14 protein-coding genes and 1 tRNA gene are annotated in these 14,945 nt (G+C 41.9%); 10 read left to right on the top strand and 5 right to left on the bottom strand.

The features are described from left to right. Positions 1 to 201: 201 nt before the first annotated feature. From APA_RS19740 to APA_RS19700, 9 genes are all read left to right on the top strand, one after another. A complete protein-coding gene (locus APA_RS19740) occupies positions 202 to 432 on the top strand; it encodes a type II toxin-antitoxin system Phd/YefM family antitoxin (protein ID WP_201323951.1) in 231 nt (76 codons plus the stop codon). Continuing rightward, complete coding sequence (locus APA_RS19735) at positions 429 to 824, top strand: type II toxin-antitoxin system VapC family toxin (RefSeq protein ID WP_201323950.1); 396 nt, start codon at positions 429 to 431, stop codon at positions 822 to 824. The genes APA_RS19740 and APA_RS19735 overlap by 4 nt, the downstream gene beginning before the upstream one ends. A gap of 293 nt (positions 825 to 1,117) precedes the next feature. After that, complete coding sequence (gene pruA / locus APA_RS19730; RefSeq protein WP_201323949.1) at positions 1,118 to 4,150, top strand: L-glutamate gamma-semialdehyde dehydrogenase; 3,033 nt, start codon at positions 1,118 to 1,120, stop codon at positions 4,148 to 4,150. Positions 4,151 to 4,305: 155 nt separating this feature from the next. Beyond that, positions 4,306 to 5,379 (top strand): hypothetical protein, encoded by a 1,074-nt coding sequence (locus tag APA_RS19725; RefSeq protein ID WP_201323948.1) that lies wholly within the window; start codon positions 4,306 to 4,308, stop codon positions 5,377 to 5,379. Between the two features lie 163 nt (positions 5,380 to 5,542). Next, a complete protein-coding gene (locus APA_RS19720) occupies positions 5,543 to 6,013 on the top strand; it encodes a DUF29 domain-containing protein (RefSeq protein WP_201323947.1) in 471 nt (156 codons plus the stop codon). 120 nt (positions 6,014 to 6,133) lie between these two features. Further along, on the top strand, positions 6,134 to 6,778 hold the full coding sequence (locus tag APA_RS19715) for a DUF4145 domain-containing protein (protein WP_201323946.1): 645 nt from the start codon (positions 6,134 to 6,136) through the stop codon (positions 6,776 to 6,778). Positions 6,779 to 7,329: 551 nt separating this feature from the next. Next, positions 7,330 to 7,533 (top strand): type II toxin-antitoxin system HicB family antitoxin, encoded by a 204-nt coding sequence (locus tag APA_RS19710; RefSeq protein WP_201323945.1) that lies wholly within the window; start codon positions 7,330 to 7,332, stop codon positions 7,531 to 7,533. Further along, entirely contained in the window at positions 7,530 to 7,754 is a 225-nt protein-coding gene (locus tag APA_RS19705) for a type II toxin-antitoxin system HicA family toxin (RefSeq protein ID WP_201323944.1), read from the top strand. Before APA_RS19710 ends, APA_RS19705 begins: the two co-directional genes overlap by 4 nt. Positions 7,755 to 7,945: 191 nt before the next feature. After that, positions 7,946 to 8,119 (top strand): DUF29 family protein, encoded by a 174-nt coding sequence (locus APA_RS19700; protein ID WP_236579898.1) that lies wholly within the window; start codon positions 7,946 to 7,948, stop codon positions 8,117 to 8,119. 73 nt (positions 8,120 to 8,192) lie between these two features. Here APA_RS19700 and lpxA read toward each other — a convergent pair whose 3' ends face one another. Together lpxA and APA_RS19690 are read right to left on the bottom strand one after the other, a co-directional pair. Continuing rightward, entirely contained in the window at positions 8,193 to 9,038 is an 846-nt protein-coding gene (gene lpxA / locus APA_RS19695; RefSeq protein ID WP_236579896.1) for an acyl-ACP--UDP-N-acetylglucosamine O-acyltransferase, read from the bottom strand. Positions 9,039 to 9,251: 213 nt separating this feature from the next. Next, on the bottom strand, positions 9,252 to 12,197 hold the full coding sequence (locus APA_RS19690; RefSeq protein WP_201323943.1) for a response regulator: 2,946 nt from the start codon (positions 12,195 to 12,197) through the stop codon (positions 9,252 to 9,254). A gap of 189 nt (positions 12,198 to 12,386) precedes the next feature. Here APA_RS19690 and APA_RS19685 point away from each other — a divergent pair, with 189 nt between their 5' ends. Then, entirely contained in the window at positions 12,387 to 13,307 is a 921-nt protein-coding gene (locus APA_RS19685) for a TIGR01777 family oxidoreductase (RefSeq protein ID WP_201323942.1), read from the top strand. A 51-nt stretch (positions 13,308 to 13,358) separates the two neighbouring features. On the opposite strand, the gene APA_RS19680 is transcribed toward APA_RS19685, so the two are convergent. The 3 genes from APA_RS19680 to APA_RS19670 all read right to left on the bottom strand — a co-directional run bounded on the left by APA_RS19680 (position 13,359) and on the right by APA_RS19670 (position 14,889). Continuing rightward, positions 13,359 to 13,703, bottom strand: a complete 345-nt coding sequence (locus APA_RS19680) for a hypothetical protein (protein WP_201323941.1) — start codon at positions 13,701 to 13,703, stop codon at positions 13,359 to 13,361. 150 nt (positions 13,704 to 13,853) lie between these two features. Next, positions 13,854 to 13,934, bottom strand: a tRNA-Tyr gene (locus APA_RS19675). An 85-nt stretch (positions 13,935 to 14,019) separates the two neighbouring features. Continuing rightward, on the bottom strand, positions 14,020 to 14,889 hold the full coding sequence (locus APA_RS19670; RefSeq protein WP_236579894.1) for a CPBP family intramembrane glutamic endopeptidase: 870 nt from the start codon (positions 14,887 to 14,889) through the stop codon (positions 14,020 to 14,022). Positions 14,890 to 14,945: the final 56 nt, after the last annotated feature.

The following is a 14,945-nucleotide window of genomic DNA, read 5'->3' as shown; positions in this document are numbered from 1 at the left end:
GCAAGCAAAGTCCATTTGCAAATTCACAAAAAAAGTAGGGGATCTTAACCTGTGCGTTTTAAGTTTTCTTATGCCTAGCTACTTAATAACTGGGTTGAAATTACCTGCGATCACATCAACATCAAACACTAGAGACAAGCTAAAATTAAACTAAACCTCAACCTAGCAAATCTACCCAATCGGGTTCACCCCAAAACAGGTATGAAATATCTGAACGTCCAAGAAGTTAACCCTTCCCTTGCTGCAATTGTTAACGAAGTTTCAATCAACCAATCTGAAATTGTGATCACTCGCAATGGAATCCCCCTAGCCAGAATCGTTCCCTATGCTACCCCTCGGATTAAACATTACCCGCTTCGAGGAATGCCAATTACAATTTCTGCTGACTTTGACGAACCAATGTCCGACCTCTGGGAAGCACTAAGCGAATGATTTTACTCGATACGCATGTTTGGCTATGGTTACTGCACAATCCCAGCCAACTATCAGAAAAAGCACGAGTAGCAATTTCTACCGAAGAAGATCGTGATGGCTTATTAGTTTCAGCTATTTCTGTATGGGAAGTTTCCGTTAAAGCTAGTCTTGGAAAATTAGACATTCCCCTCCCTATCGATGAATGGTATCAATTAGCCAAAAGCCATTCAGGTATCATCATTGAGCCTTTAGATCCGCTCGATGCGATAGCCAGCAGTCTTTTGCCAGAACCATTTCACAAAGACCCAGCCGATAGAATCTTGGTAGCGATCTCTAGACGATATCAAATTCCACTCGTGACCTGTGATGCCAAGATTTTGAATTATCCGCATGTAGAAACAATTTGGTAGCGATCGCCTCGTCAGTAAAATTAATTAGAGCCACTAATTTGAAGCGATCGTAATTATTTCAGGGCTTACGCAAAATAAAACAAGAACTCAAGTTCTTGGCTAAAAGCTAAAGTCTGCTAAAGCAGACTAAAGAATACTTCTCCGTAACCCGTTTCAACGGGTTTGAGCTTTTAGCCCGCACTTGAGTGCAGGGCATTTTTTGTCATGACTTGTATACAATTCAAAAAGCTGCAAATAAGTAGAGGATGGTTACTAGCTATACTAAATGATGGAAAGGATTATGAGTTAAAGTCGTGGTTAGCCAAACGCAGCAAGCAAATAGCAAGTTTGAAAGTTCTCTAGATATCTCTAAATATGAAGCGAAAACGCAGGAGATAGCCAAGAAGATTTTGAGTGGAACTGAAAAAAGTTCACTTTGGTCAAAACTATCGCAACTAAAAGATGAATTGCGCCTCGATGACAAGCTCATGGCTTGGACGATGGAAAATGAAGGCTTGCGGGTGCAATTATTTAGATTGATTGACTGCTTGCCAGCATTGCAGAGCAAAGCCGAGATTGCAAGGCATATGCAAGAATATCTCGCCAGTGATGCCGTAGAAGTTCCCGCCCTACGCACTTTGCTAAATTTCAGTACCGACAATCCCAACTCGATTACGGCGATCGCTGCCGCAACCACCCTCTCGACTGCCGTGGGAACTCTGGCAAAACGCTATATTTGCGGTGAAAATTTGGGCGACGCAACCAAATCGATTGAGAAACTAAGGCGCGATCGCTTTGGCTTTACGATGGATTTACTCGGCGAAGCCGTGATTAGTGAAGTAGAAGCTGAGGGCTATCTCAATCGCTACATCGGCATGATGGAGGATTTGTCTAATAAGGCGAAGAACTGGGGCTTGATAGATCAGATTGACAAAGCTGATAGTGAAGAACTGAAGCGCGTTCAGGTTTCTGTAAAGCTTAGTGCTTTCTATTCCCAATTCGATCCCCTCGATCCCATTAAAACTACTGAGAAAGTCAGCGAACCTGCTAGAGTCCTATTGCGTAAGGCGCAAGCTTTAGGTTGCGGCATCCATTTTGACATGGAGCAGTATGAGTTCAAATCGCTGACATTGCAAATTCTCAAGCAAGTTTTAACGGAACCAGAATTTCGCGATCGCACAGATGTTGGTATCACCATCCAAGGCTATCTCCGCGATAGCGAACAGGATTTATTAGAGCTAGTCGAATGGGCAAAGCAACGTGGTAAGCCCGTCACCGTGCGCTTAGTCAAAGGAGCATATTGGGATCGTGAAACCATTCGTTCCTATCAACAGGGTTGGGCTTTGCCCGTATTCTCGGACAAGGTTTCCACCGATGCCAACTACGAGCGCTTGATTCAGATTTTACTGGAAAATCATCAATATCTCTATGCGGCGATCGGTAGTCATAATGCCAGATCTTTGGCAAAAGCGATCGCGATCGTCCAGACCCTAAATATCCCCAGTCGCGCCTTTGAAGCCCAATGTCTCTATGGCATGGGTGACAAGTTTGCTAAAGCGATCGCCGATATGGGCTACCGAGTGCGGGTTTATTGTCCATTTGGCGACCTCATCCCTGGGATGTCCTATTTGATTCGTCGCTTGTTAGAAAATACCGCCAATAGTTCTTTCTTAAGAATTAGTGGGGAAGGTAGTTCTGTTGAGAAGTTGATTGCTAATCCGATTAAAACCGATCGCGATTTGGATTATAATGGCGCACCTGCTCAAAATATCTTTGATGGATTTGTGAATTCTAGCGATCGCGACTATGCCATCGATAGAGATCGGCAAGCTGCTCAAACTGCCTTACAGCATATTCACAATCAACTCGGTAAGACCTATTTACCAATTATCAATGGTCAAGCTGTCCAAACCGATAATTATGTAGAATCGGTCAATCCTGCCAACTCCTCACAAGTGGTCGGCAAAATCGGGCTAGCCAGCATCGAGCAAGCCGATGAAGCCGTGCAGTCGGCAAAGTCCGCCTTTGCGTCATGGAAGAAACTCAGCGCCAAACAGCGTGGAGATTTTCTGCGTAAGGCTGCGGACATTATGGAAGAGAAACGCGAAGAACTAATTGCGTGGATTTGTTGGGAAGTTGCTAAACCCATCCGCGAAGGTGATGGCGAAGTTTCAGAAGCGATCGATTTCTGTCGCTACTATGCCAAAGAAATGGAACGTCTCGAAAGCGGCGAACAACGCAATATCCCTGGGGAAGATAATACTTATATCTATCAACCTCGTGGTGTAGTGGTCGTGATTTCGCCTTGGAACTTTCCCTTTGCGATCGCCTTAGGTATGAGTGTGGCTGCGATCGCCGCAGGTAATACCGTGATTCTCAAACCCGCCGAACAGTCCTCTGTAATCGGTGCAAAAATTGCGGAAGTTCTTCAAGCCGCAGGCTTACCCACAGGCGTATTCACCTATCTTCCTGCTAAGGGTTCCACTGTCGGCGCTCACTTAGTCAAACATCCCGATGTGCATCTAATTGCCTTCACTGGTTCCCAACAAGTCGGCTGTCAAATCGTCACCGAAGCCTCCATTTTGCGTCCTAAACAAAAACACATGAAGCGCGTTATCGCGGAAATGGGTGGCAAAAATGGCATCATCGTCGATGAAAGCGCCGACCTCGATCAAGCCGTTGTTGGTGTAATGAACTCCAGTTTTGGCTTTGCTGGTCAAAAATGTTCCGCTTGTTCGAGAGCGATCGTCCTTGCTCCCGTCTATGACAACTTCATGGAGCGTCTAGTGGAAGCCACTCGTTCTCTCAAGGTCGGTGAAGCACATCTCCCTGACACCAAACTCAGCGCTGTCATCGATGGAGCCGCCCAAAAGAACATCCAAAACTACATTGCCAAAGGTAAGGAAACCGCGACACTCGCCTATGAAGGTGAAGTTCCCAATCATGGCTTCTATGTCAGTCCTACTATTTTTGGTGATGTTGATGCTGAAAGTGCGATCGCTCAAGAGGAAATTTTTGGCCCCGTACTGGCGGTAATCAAGGCAAATAGTTTTGATGAGGCTTTAGCGATCGCCAATGGTACAAACTTCGCGCTCACGGGTGGCTTATATTCGCGCACACCTTCCCATATTGAACGCGCCTATCGTGAGTTTGAAGTGGGTAATCTCTACATCAATCGCGGTATCACGGGCGCATTAGTAGATCGCCATCCCTTCGGTGGTTTTAAACTAAGCGGTATCGGCTCCAAAGCTGGCGGACGAGATTATCTATTGCAGTTCTTAGAGCCAAGGTCTATTACTGAAAATACTCAACGTCAAGGTTTTGCACCTCTTGATGGAATTGAGTAAACTCAGAAGTGGGGGCTTTGCCCCCACTTTTATAGCAAGTATCCCAAGTCTTTCTATTCGTAGACTACGAATAGAAAGTTAAGTTGACTTAGCAATCAATTTTGAACAGCTGTAACTCTAAAAAAACTCTATTTTTTGATCTGGGTTTGTTATTTATGACTATAGTCTCCAAATTATCAACTGCTTTGACTATCAGTTTATCTTTAGCAATGATCAACTGTTCTCAAGTGCAAGCCAATCAATTTGCCTGTGGCTTGCCCAAAGCGGAAGCCAAATCAACCCAGTTCGCTAAAGGCACAGCTAAGGGGGAGCTAATAGTAGATAACAAAATAGTTCCTTTAAATCATGCCTATGCGATCGCAACAGACAAAAAGTGGCAAGACAACTTATATCTTCCCAGTGATAAAACATTTCGAGAAGGATTTACTCTGCTCCTTACAGAACGGGAGATTCCTGACACTCTTTTGCATAATCTTCTTGAGAATAGAGTGATTCTTCCAAATAGCCTCTTGGATAATAGTCTTAGAGGAATGCGGTTTACCATCGAATCACCAAGAAATGACGCGTATAGTGTGATTTTTCTCTATCCTCCCGTTTCAGGTTTCGGCTTATCCTCATTAACTGATAGTTTAGAGTCTGGCAATTCTTTGCAAATCAAGGGTCAACAGATCACTGGAGAAATAAGTGGCTCAGCCACCTTAAACCAAAATTTTAAGTACAAAGTCTCGTTTAAAGTTCCTATTCAACAACGTTCATTTTTAACTAATGTTTTCACAGGTCAAGCAGCACTTTCCACTTCACCGATAAAGGCTTATCTTGATTACATTGAATCCGCCAAGCAGAACAATCTAGATCAGATGCGGCGCTATCTCCACGGTCAAAAGCTACAAGATTTAAACAAGTTTGTTTCAGAAATGGGCGAAGATAAGTTTTTCTCTATTCTAAATTCACACATTAAGCTCAGTCAAGAAGCTAATCAAACTGATGATTACAGCCAGTTTAGACCTTTCGTAGCAAAGCTAGGTGAGGACAGATACCTATCTTTGTCTGCCTTATCTCCTGGTCTTCTTGTAGCACTACTTGAGAAAGAATTTCTTAAACAACGTTTATATAAAGTTGCTATTCGTGGCGGTGAATCCAAAATCGTTCTAAAGTTTGATCCTAATTCTGGAATGCTCACTACTTTTACTATTCCTATGATGTGCGATGGTGGCAGTTGGAAGCTTTAATTGAGGAGTAGGTTATGGGTAAATGCTCTGATTTGAATCAACGTGTCAAGGTTTCTCGTCTCTTGATGGAATTGATTGAATAATTGAAAAGTAAAACAAGGGGCTTAAGCCCCTTGTTCTTTGGGATATACTTGATGAATGCTGTATCGCATCGCCTAAACCTATGACCCAGACTATCGAACAAAAAACAACCCTGTATGATCGCGATCTTAATTTGTGGTTAGAAGAGGCGATCGCGAAATTAAAAGCAGGCGATTTTCACAATCTAGATGTAGGAAACTTAATTGAGGAGTTAGAAGGTTTGGCGGGTAGAGATAGGCGTGAACTCAAGCGAAGATTGACTACACTCATTGAGCATATTCTCAAGTGTTGCTATGTCAAGAGTGAATATGATTATGCGGGGTGGGTTGTCACAATTGTCAGGACTCGTAACAATATCCAAGATATTCTCGAACAGTCTCCAAGTTTAAAAGGCTATATCAATAGTCCTGAGTTATTCCAAAAAGCTTTTGATGATGCTTTAAAGGTTGTAAAGGCTCATCCAGATTATAAATCTGTGAATTTTCCTAAAACATGGCAGTTTAGCCGAGATATTGACGCTATACTAAATTCTTACTTCTGGGAAATGAATTAAGATCAATTTATTTAAGAATGTTTAGTTGATATAATCACGCAATATCGAATGCTCTAATAATTTCAAGTTGAATCACATTTTTATTTTTAAGGGTATTAATTAATTTCTGGAGCTAGTAACGTGTCTTCAAATATTGAGTGGGTTCATTGTAATAAATGCTTACATTTAACAAAGCATGAAATACTTAAAGAACATAACTGTGAAGATAAAGATAAATATCTTGATTTTGTTATATGGTGGAACACCAAATACACTCTTTTCATTTGTTGTGGTTGTGAATCTGTAACTCTGCGCCGTCAATATACTTGTTCGGAGTGGGAGAGCAATCAACAAGAGATTGAATTTTATCCACCACAAGTATCTCGGAGACTACCTCAATGGCAAGATAAATTACCTGTTGAGATGCAGGATTTATTAGCTGAAGTATACATAGCATTGCACTCCAATAGCCGTCGATTAGCTTTGATGGGAGCACGAACTGTGATTGATATGTTCATTCTGGATAAAATTGGAGATATTGGCACATTTGAGGAAAAATTGAAGAAATTAGTCGATGGTGGCTACTTAGGAAGCAAGCAACGTGATATTTTGAAGGTTGTTCTTGATGCAGGTAGTGCGGCAGCCCATCGTGGATATAATCCCTCGCCAGAGGATCTAAATCATGTAATAGACGTAGTAGAAAGCTTATTACAGTTCTACATTTTTGAAGTACAGAGTAATTCAGTTAAAGTGAAGATTCCTCCGAGAGCAAGACGGACTAATTAAACAAATCTCCTTTTCTTTAGAGATATCTAGATAATAGATAAAGTAAGAATTGTAGATTTTTTTATTGCAGTTAAAAAAGATAAGTAGATAAAAACTATGATTAAAACTCAAATTTTAGAAGCGATCCAACAAATGCCGAATAGCGATTATTGGAGGTAATCGAATCACACAGACTATCGGACAAAAAACAACGCTGTGCGATCGCGATCTTAATTTGTGGTTAGAAGAGGCGATCTCTTTAACATAAGCTTATTCAAAAAATAATGATTAAATCTCAAGTTTTAGAAGCAATCAAACAAATGCCAAATAGCGATCGCTTTGATTAAAAAGTTAGTTGAGGATTTAGGCGATCAACCATTTTAAACTTGGTCTACAACTTCAGGAACTTGGTTATAAATTTAAAGGGAAGCAGCGTTTGGGAATTTATCTCACAAATACTTTGGATGAGGCTCTGAAAAAGGCAGCGATGCTTCGCCAGATAAAAATGTGTTTGATATTCAGCAAGGTGTGGCTATTGCTATTATGGTTAAATGTTCTAGGGAAAAATGAGTATGAAATGGCGTGTTATCCTTGAATTTGATCCTGAAACACGAGATTGGGCGGTTTGGTGTCCAGAGTTATCAGGTTGTGTCTCCGCAGGGGAAACCGAAGAAGAGGCTTTAGAAAATATTCGTGAAGCGATCGCTCTTTATTTAGAGCCTGATCACATTGAATTAAAATCAGGCACAGTTTTACGAGAGGTCTTGGTCGGATGACTCGTAATCGATGTATGAATGCGGATGAAGTTGAACGTATTTTAGAAAAATATGGGTTTGAGTTGACTTCTCAAAAAGGAAGTCATCGTAAATGGCGAAATCTAGATCTTCAGCTTCAAGTAATTGTGCCATATCATAAAAAGCGTGATTTACCAATTGGAACATTACGCAACATTATGAAGGGTGCTGATATCCCAGAAAGTGAATGGAAGACTGATTAGTAGTTGCTCTTAAAGAAATAATAGAGATTATGCAAGAAATAGATCTCATCATTCCTAGCTTTCCAATAGAGTAAATCTTAATGGGCACACCCTTTTACACAGTAGATAATCAGTTATAAAACTATGATTAAATCTCAAGTTTTAGAAGCAATCAAGCAAATGCAGAATGGCGATCGCTTAGAGGTAATCGAATGACACAGACTATCGGACAAAAAACAACGCTGTGCGATCGCGATCTTAATTTGTGGTTAGAGAATGCGATCGCAAAGTTAAAAGCTGGTGATTTTCAAAATCTAGATGTGGAAAACTTAATTGAGGAGTTAGAAAGCTTAAACATTGCCCAAATAATGTATTTCACCGTCTAACCCTATGACACAAATTAAGATCGAAATTATTGATGGCAATTCTTAGAACCTTTGCATTGGGAAGATTGCAAATCTAATACTCTCGCTCCTCTTCGATGCGACTTGCACCTTTTTCATAGAGTTTACAAATACCGCGACGACTGTTCTTAATAAAATTGCAGAACAATTGAATATCGGGATTGTTAGCAAATTCGGGATCTGACTCTAGAAATTTGATCGCCTGAGTACGATTACGATCGGAATTGTAGACTACTTCATATGCCGAGAGAATTGTCCGTCGGCGCTCGTGACCGAAGCCATTGCGACGTAACCCAAGGCGATTTAGCCCACACACCATATTTGTGTCAACAGCCATGCAATAGGGCGGCACATCCATCCCAAGGCGAGTTTGTCCGCGAATCATCGCATAGGAACCAATGCGCGTGAATTGATGTACGACAGCGTCCCCACCCATAAAGGCATGGTCATGCACTTCCACATAACCCGCCAGCAACACATTATTTACTAAAATCACGCGATCGCCGATCGTGCAGTTATGGGCTACATGAGCACCTGTAAAAAACAAATTATCATTACCGATTTTAGTTGCCGAGCCTTCCTTAGTGCCGCGATTGACCGTCACGTACTCTCGCAGTACATTGCGATCGCCGATTTCCACAAAACTAATTGCGCCTTTGTAGGAAGTATCCTGAGGCTCAGAGCCAACAATTGCCCCATAGCCAATTTGGTTATCATTGCCAATCTTGGTATGCCCTGTGATGATGGCCCTAGCGCGAATCTCGCAGCGATCGCCGATCTCCACAAACTCGTCAACAATGGCATCGGCTTCAATAGATGTGCCTTCGCCAATCTTTGCCTTGGGATGTACGATGGCGCGGGGATGAATCGTGATATTAGTATCTGGATTGGTATTTGGCATGGAAATAGCGGTCTATAGTCTCTGGGCGCTAGAAAACAACCAATAGTTTATCGCAATCATCAGCAAAGTTTTCAAGTTTTCAGTTTGACTACGGCAAACTGAAAACTTGAAAACTTTGCTGAGTTGGCTTTTTTAGTTTTTAAATGAGCATATGCCCATTTAAAAACTAAAAAAGCTATAACGCTGCGATTCCCAATACAAAGCATGGCGACTCTATAAATTGGTTACCAAGACACCTAATTTATAGAGTCGCCGCACAATTTCTTCTAGTAGTTGCGGGTAACTGTAATTAGGCTTTTGTAGAATTTTTTGTACCGAGCCACTGAGACGGGTGCAGTCTTCATTCGTCAAATCCTTTGCCGTAATGATGATAATCGGAATTGATGGGGTGTCTTGTCGCAGCCTCAGCAAATGCATAAATTCAAAGCCATCGACATTGGGCATCATCAAATCGAGCAAAATTAATTGCGGAATTTTCTGCGTCATCACCTCCAAAGCTTCATGTCCGTCCTGTGCCTCAGAGACAATACAATGCTCTTTTTCCAGCATCCGTTTCAACATTGCTCTAATATTGGAATCATCTTCGATCACTAACACTGAAAGCTCTGACTGTTGCTCAACGCGATATTTTTCAACGATCGGAATTAAGCGATCGCGATCAATCGGCTTAAACAAATAGTCATTTGCCCCAATCTCATAGCTTTCATGCTTTTCGTCGTTAATAGTCAGCAAAATAATCGGAATTCCAGAAGTTAAAGGTTGCGACTTTAACTCCTTAAGTACTTCCCATCCACTCATTGCAGGTGTTTGCATATCTAAGATAATGGCATCGGGTAAAATTTGATAGACTAATTGCATTCCATCTTCTCCATTTGAGGATGAGTAGAGTGAAACTCCGAGATGATGGAGATAGGAATGAGTAGATTGATGGAGCATCGAATCGCCAGCAATCACTAAGACGGAAGGATGGTTTTGCTGCGGATTGCCAGTTTCCAGTGATAAAGGTTCAGGCGATGTCGATAAATTAGAGGAAGAATTTTGTCCTTTTTTTAGCGTTTTTTTAGAGATGCTTTCGCAGTCAATTGGCAAACAAATTGTAAAAGTTGAGCCTATTCCCAATTCGCTGATTACCGTAATATCACCACTCATCATTTGGCAAAGACGATGACTAATGGCTAAGCCTAAACCTGTTCCACCATATTGTCTCGTCGTGGAACTATCGGCTTGGTTAAATGGCTGAAACAGTTTTTGTAGATTTTCTGGACTAATCCCTATCCCCGTATCGCTAATCGTGAAGCAAAAAATTTCTCCTAGAGCCGAATTTTGGCGGTTTACTTGGATTTTAATTACACCTGATTTTGTGAATTTACAGGCATTGCTTAAAACATTTAAGAGAACTTGTCTTACGCGCGTCATATCTGCCCGAATTTCCCCAAGTTGCAGATCGCATTCTATTTCCAGATGATTATTGTTTTTGAGTAACAATGGTTGAATTGTTTGACCTGTCTCCCATATCAGCATTGGCACATCAAAATTATCGTAATAAATTTCTAGTTTACCCGCTTCAATTTTGGTCATATCTAAAATGTCATTAATCAAATCTAGTAGATGTTTGCCAGAGCGATAAATTTTTTTGAGATCATCTACAAAATCATCCAACCCCAGCAAAGCTGCATCTTCCTGCAACATCTCGCTATAGCCGATAATCGCATTAAGAGGTGTTCGCAATTCATGACTCATATTCGCAACAAAGGTACTTTTAGTCCGATTTGCTTCTAAGGCGCGATCGCGTGCTAGGGCTAGTTCTTCATTCATCAAGCGAAGAGTTTCTTCATCTCGTTTGCGGCGCATCAATATACCTAGCTGCATGGCGATCGCGCTGATTAAACCCACCAATTGCTGATCGCGATCGTTGGGAGATTTGGTGAAGAAAGCCATGATCGCGACCACATTGGTATCGGCACTGACAGGAATCGCCAACCCCGATTGCAAACCACATTCTAAGGCAGGATATTTGCGTAAGAAATGTGATTCTTCTTCGAGAGAAATATCCCAAATCCATTCTGGTCGCTGATTTTCCCAAACTCTCCCGGGGAAACCAATTCCTGCGGGGAAAGAGATTCTCTCGCTACATTGACGAAACCCTTCTAATCCCTCAACGCTGCTGTACCAAGCGGGGCTACATATCAAAATCTGTCCGTCCCCCGATGGAATCCATGCTTCTCCATAGTCCCATCCTGTAAATTGACAAATCTTAGTGAGAGTTATTTCTAAAGCTGTTTGAAAATCATTGGCGGCACTAATTTCTAAGGTCAAACATTGCAATAATTGTGATTCTGCCTCAGCTCTTTTGCGTTGGGAAATATCCTGTACAGTACCTTCAAAACCAATTAGAGTTCCGTCAAAATCGCGCACTGCGCGCACATTTTCCGAAATCCAGATTTTCGTGCCATCACGGCGATAGACCTGAGACTCAAAATTAGAAACCGTGTCATGGGTAAGTAAAACATTAATAAATTCTTGGCGACGTAATGGATTTACATAAATCTGATTGGCAATATTGGTAACATTACTAATCAGAGATTCGGCAGAAGGATATCCATAAATCTGGGCTAGCATCGAATTGGCGATTAGATAACGTCCATCAATCGTCGTTTGAAAAATTCCTTCGATCGCATTCTCAAAAATATCTTTATATTTAGCCTCTGCACTTTCGAGATCGTTGCGAAGTTTAGAAGTTCTTAATTGCAATAATTTATGAATTTCAGTCGCCTGTTGTACGACTTCGACTAAATCTTCCACCTTGTAGGGCTTCGTAATGTATTTAAAAACTTGTGATTGATTAATCGCTTCCACCAAATCGCGCACATCGGTATGGGCGGTCAAAATAATTCGCAACGTGTCAGGATAACTTTCAGCCACTTGGCTCAAAAACTCTGTACCAGACATCATGGGCATTCGCTGATCGGAGACAATCACCGCAACATCTGACTCCTTAGCTAAAAGCGCCAACGCCTCAAATCCATTTTTAGCTCGCAAAATGAGATAACTTCGATAGAAAATACGCTGAAGTAGATCTAAGTTATCTTCTTCATCATCAACGATCAATAATTTGCTTTTGGGTTTGCTTGTGAGTTTATTTTCTGGTGAGCTATGCATGGATGTGGTTACAAAGGTGTTTTCGCATTAAAATAGGCGACTAAGTACCTTGGCATAATTTAAAAACCAGAGCCAAAACATGTAACGTCCGCACAGTGGGCATTACATGTTTTGGGCTTTTGCATTTAATTGTGCCAAGCAATTTAAGCCTTGTGCTGATGTCTCTAGTAATTTAAGCAAATATATATTATGAAAATTGTAGTGACAGGTGCTACTGGGTTTGTTGGTGAGAAATTAGTTGAGAGATTACATGCTTTGGGCGATCGCATTATCGTCTTAGCGCGTAATTCCCAAAAAGCAACCCGTCAATTCCCCCAAGATACTTTTCCCAATGTTGAAGTAATTAGTTATACACCTTTTGAATTGGGCGATTGGACTAAGGCGATATTTGGTAGTGATGCGGTAATTAATCTGGCTGGTGAACCCCTTGCTGGTGTGCGCTGGACTGATAAACGCAAGCAAGAGATCCGCGATAGTCGTATTTTAACCACAAAAGTGTTGGTTGAAGCGATCGCTAAGGCCGATATGAAACCACAAATCTTAATTAGCGGCTCCGCGATCGGTTATTACGGCACGAGTCTTGATAAATCCTTTGACGAGTACAGTTATGCTGGCGATGACTTCTTAGCTAATGTCTGCAAAGATTGGGAAGCAGCAGCCGATGCAGTTACGAGCTTAGGTGTGCGCCTAGTCAAACTGAGAACGGGAATTGTGTTAGGTATGGGTGGTGCGATCGCCAAAATGCTACCAATTTTTCAAGTTGGTGGCGGCGGCAAAATTGGTAATGGAAAGCAATGGTTTTCATGGATTCATCGCGATGATCTCGTGGAGCTAATCATCTATGCACTGAAGAACGATCAGATCACTGGTGCGCTTAATGCTACGGCTCCTAAAGCAGTTACTAACGCAGATTTCACAGCGGCTCTTGCCAAGGCAATTAAACGTCCTGCCTTTTTGCCTGTGCCTGCGGCAGCTTTGATTTTGGTATTTGGTGAAAGTGCCACGGTATTGCTAAACGGTCAGCGCGTTGTGCCACACAAAGCCGAGATTAATAAATTTACGTTCAATTACCCTGATATTGATACAGCGCTAAGGCAAATTTTTGCTTAAGAAACTTTCCATAAAAAAGGAGAAGCGGCGCGATGCGCCGCTTCTCCTTTTTTATTCGTCGTCGTCGGGTTCAGGTTGATTGTTTATGAGTAAGTCCAAAATGCGACGGTTTTCGGTTTGCAATCCTTTAAGAATGCGTTGATGTCGGTCTAGTTGCTTTTGTTGCTTAGCAATCATCTCTAAAACTGCGTTGCGTTCTTCCCGATCCATTGACATCTGTTGCAGCATGGCTTCGACTGCACGGGCATTTGAGTTTGAGATCGCCTTAGTTTCTCTGATGTCTTTGGTATTCTGAGCCGAGATTTCTCTAGTTTCAGCGATCGCAGTTGAGTTGCGATTGGTAATTTCTAAGGTCTGTGCGATCAGTTCTTGCATCTGTTCAAAAGTCATTGTCATCAGGTTATTCTCCTTAGTTGACTAGCCATCTGTTGAATGTATTTTATCCATCTTGGCGATTAAAATTCAGTAAAAAAAAACGGCGGTAAACATGATTATTGATGGTCATTGACCAACATTAACCAGCATACCAGCCGTTTTTTATTTAGATGGGCCGAGATGGATTTGAACCAACGTAGCTTACGCAGCGGATTTACAGTCCGCCCCCATTAACCACTCGGGCATCGACCCTTTACTTGGCTGTTTTCCAAGCGAATCTAATCATATACACTTATTGCGCCACTGGCAATAGGTAATTCCAAAAAAATCAAAAGTGCTAAGCACTTTTGATTTTTTTGGAATTACGAAATCCGATCGCGATCGCACTTAAAAAAACAATTCCCATCACACCTGCGATCGGATTGCCATTAATACCTGTCACCCATTCAGGCACAGCGCCTGTTGGTTTAAGCCAGTGGGTTGTATTCACGATGTAATAGCACCAAACCAAACCTCCATGTAAGCCAATTGATATGCCCAATCTGCCATCACATCTGCGTCTTGCCAGTACTAGGGCAACGCTGAGCATCACCAAACCGAGAAATTGGCTCCATGTAGCCAAAATGACGTTTAAGGGCTTGATGAAATGCAAAATTGCAAATACTAAACTACAACCAAGTAAAGCTGTGTTTTTTGAATAATCGCGCTCTAGCTCTGAGAGTATCCAACCGCGAAACAACATTTCCTCCGCAAATCCTACGCCAACGGAAGTCAGCAGCCCTGGGAATATCGCGCCTTGCCAATCGACAAAATATACACCGATCGCTGGGAGTAGGTTATCTGGCAAGGGTTGCTGCCAAGTGACAGTTTGCACCGCTAGCCAACCAAGACTCACCTGTGAGCTAAAAAAGATGAGCAGTGTTACACAGCCAAGCGCCAAACCTAATAAAAAATCGCGTCCATTTTTGCGGGTAAATAACAGCCCGTAATAGCGGTAGGGATATGAATATTTCGCAATTTTGCGCCCCCAAAACCAAATTAATCCCAAAAATCCGCAATACAGCAAAATTGTCAGGGCAACTCCAACCGCCTCACCCCAAATTAGATACATTGGTGCAGCGATCGGTAGCCACAGCATCAATAAAGTTATTAAAAAAAGAATGATGCGTACTGGTGCTGGATAAGAATTTAAGCGATTGAGATTCACAATAAAAAACAGGTAGGATTTTGCTAATAACAATCCTACCTGTTCTCTATATCAAG

Origin of the sequence: Pseudanabaena sp. lw0831 (assembly GCF_016584665.1) — a bacterium.
GTDB lineage: Bacteria > Cyanobacteriota > Cyanobacteriia > Pseudanabaenales > Pseudanabaenaceae > Pseudanabaena.
The sequence above is the reverse complement of the archived record's forward strand: the minus strand, read 5'-3'. Positions and strand labels throughout refer to the sequence as shown.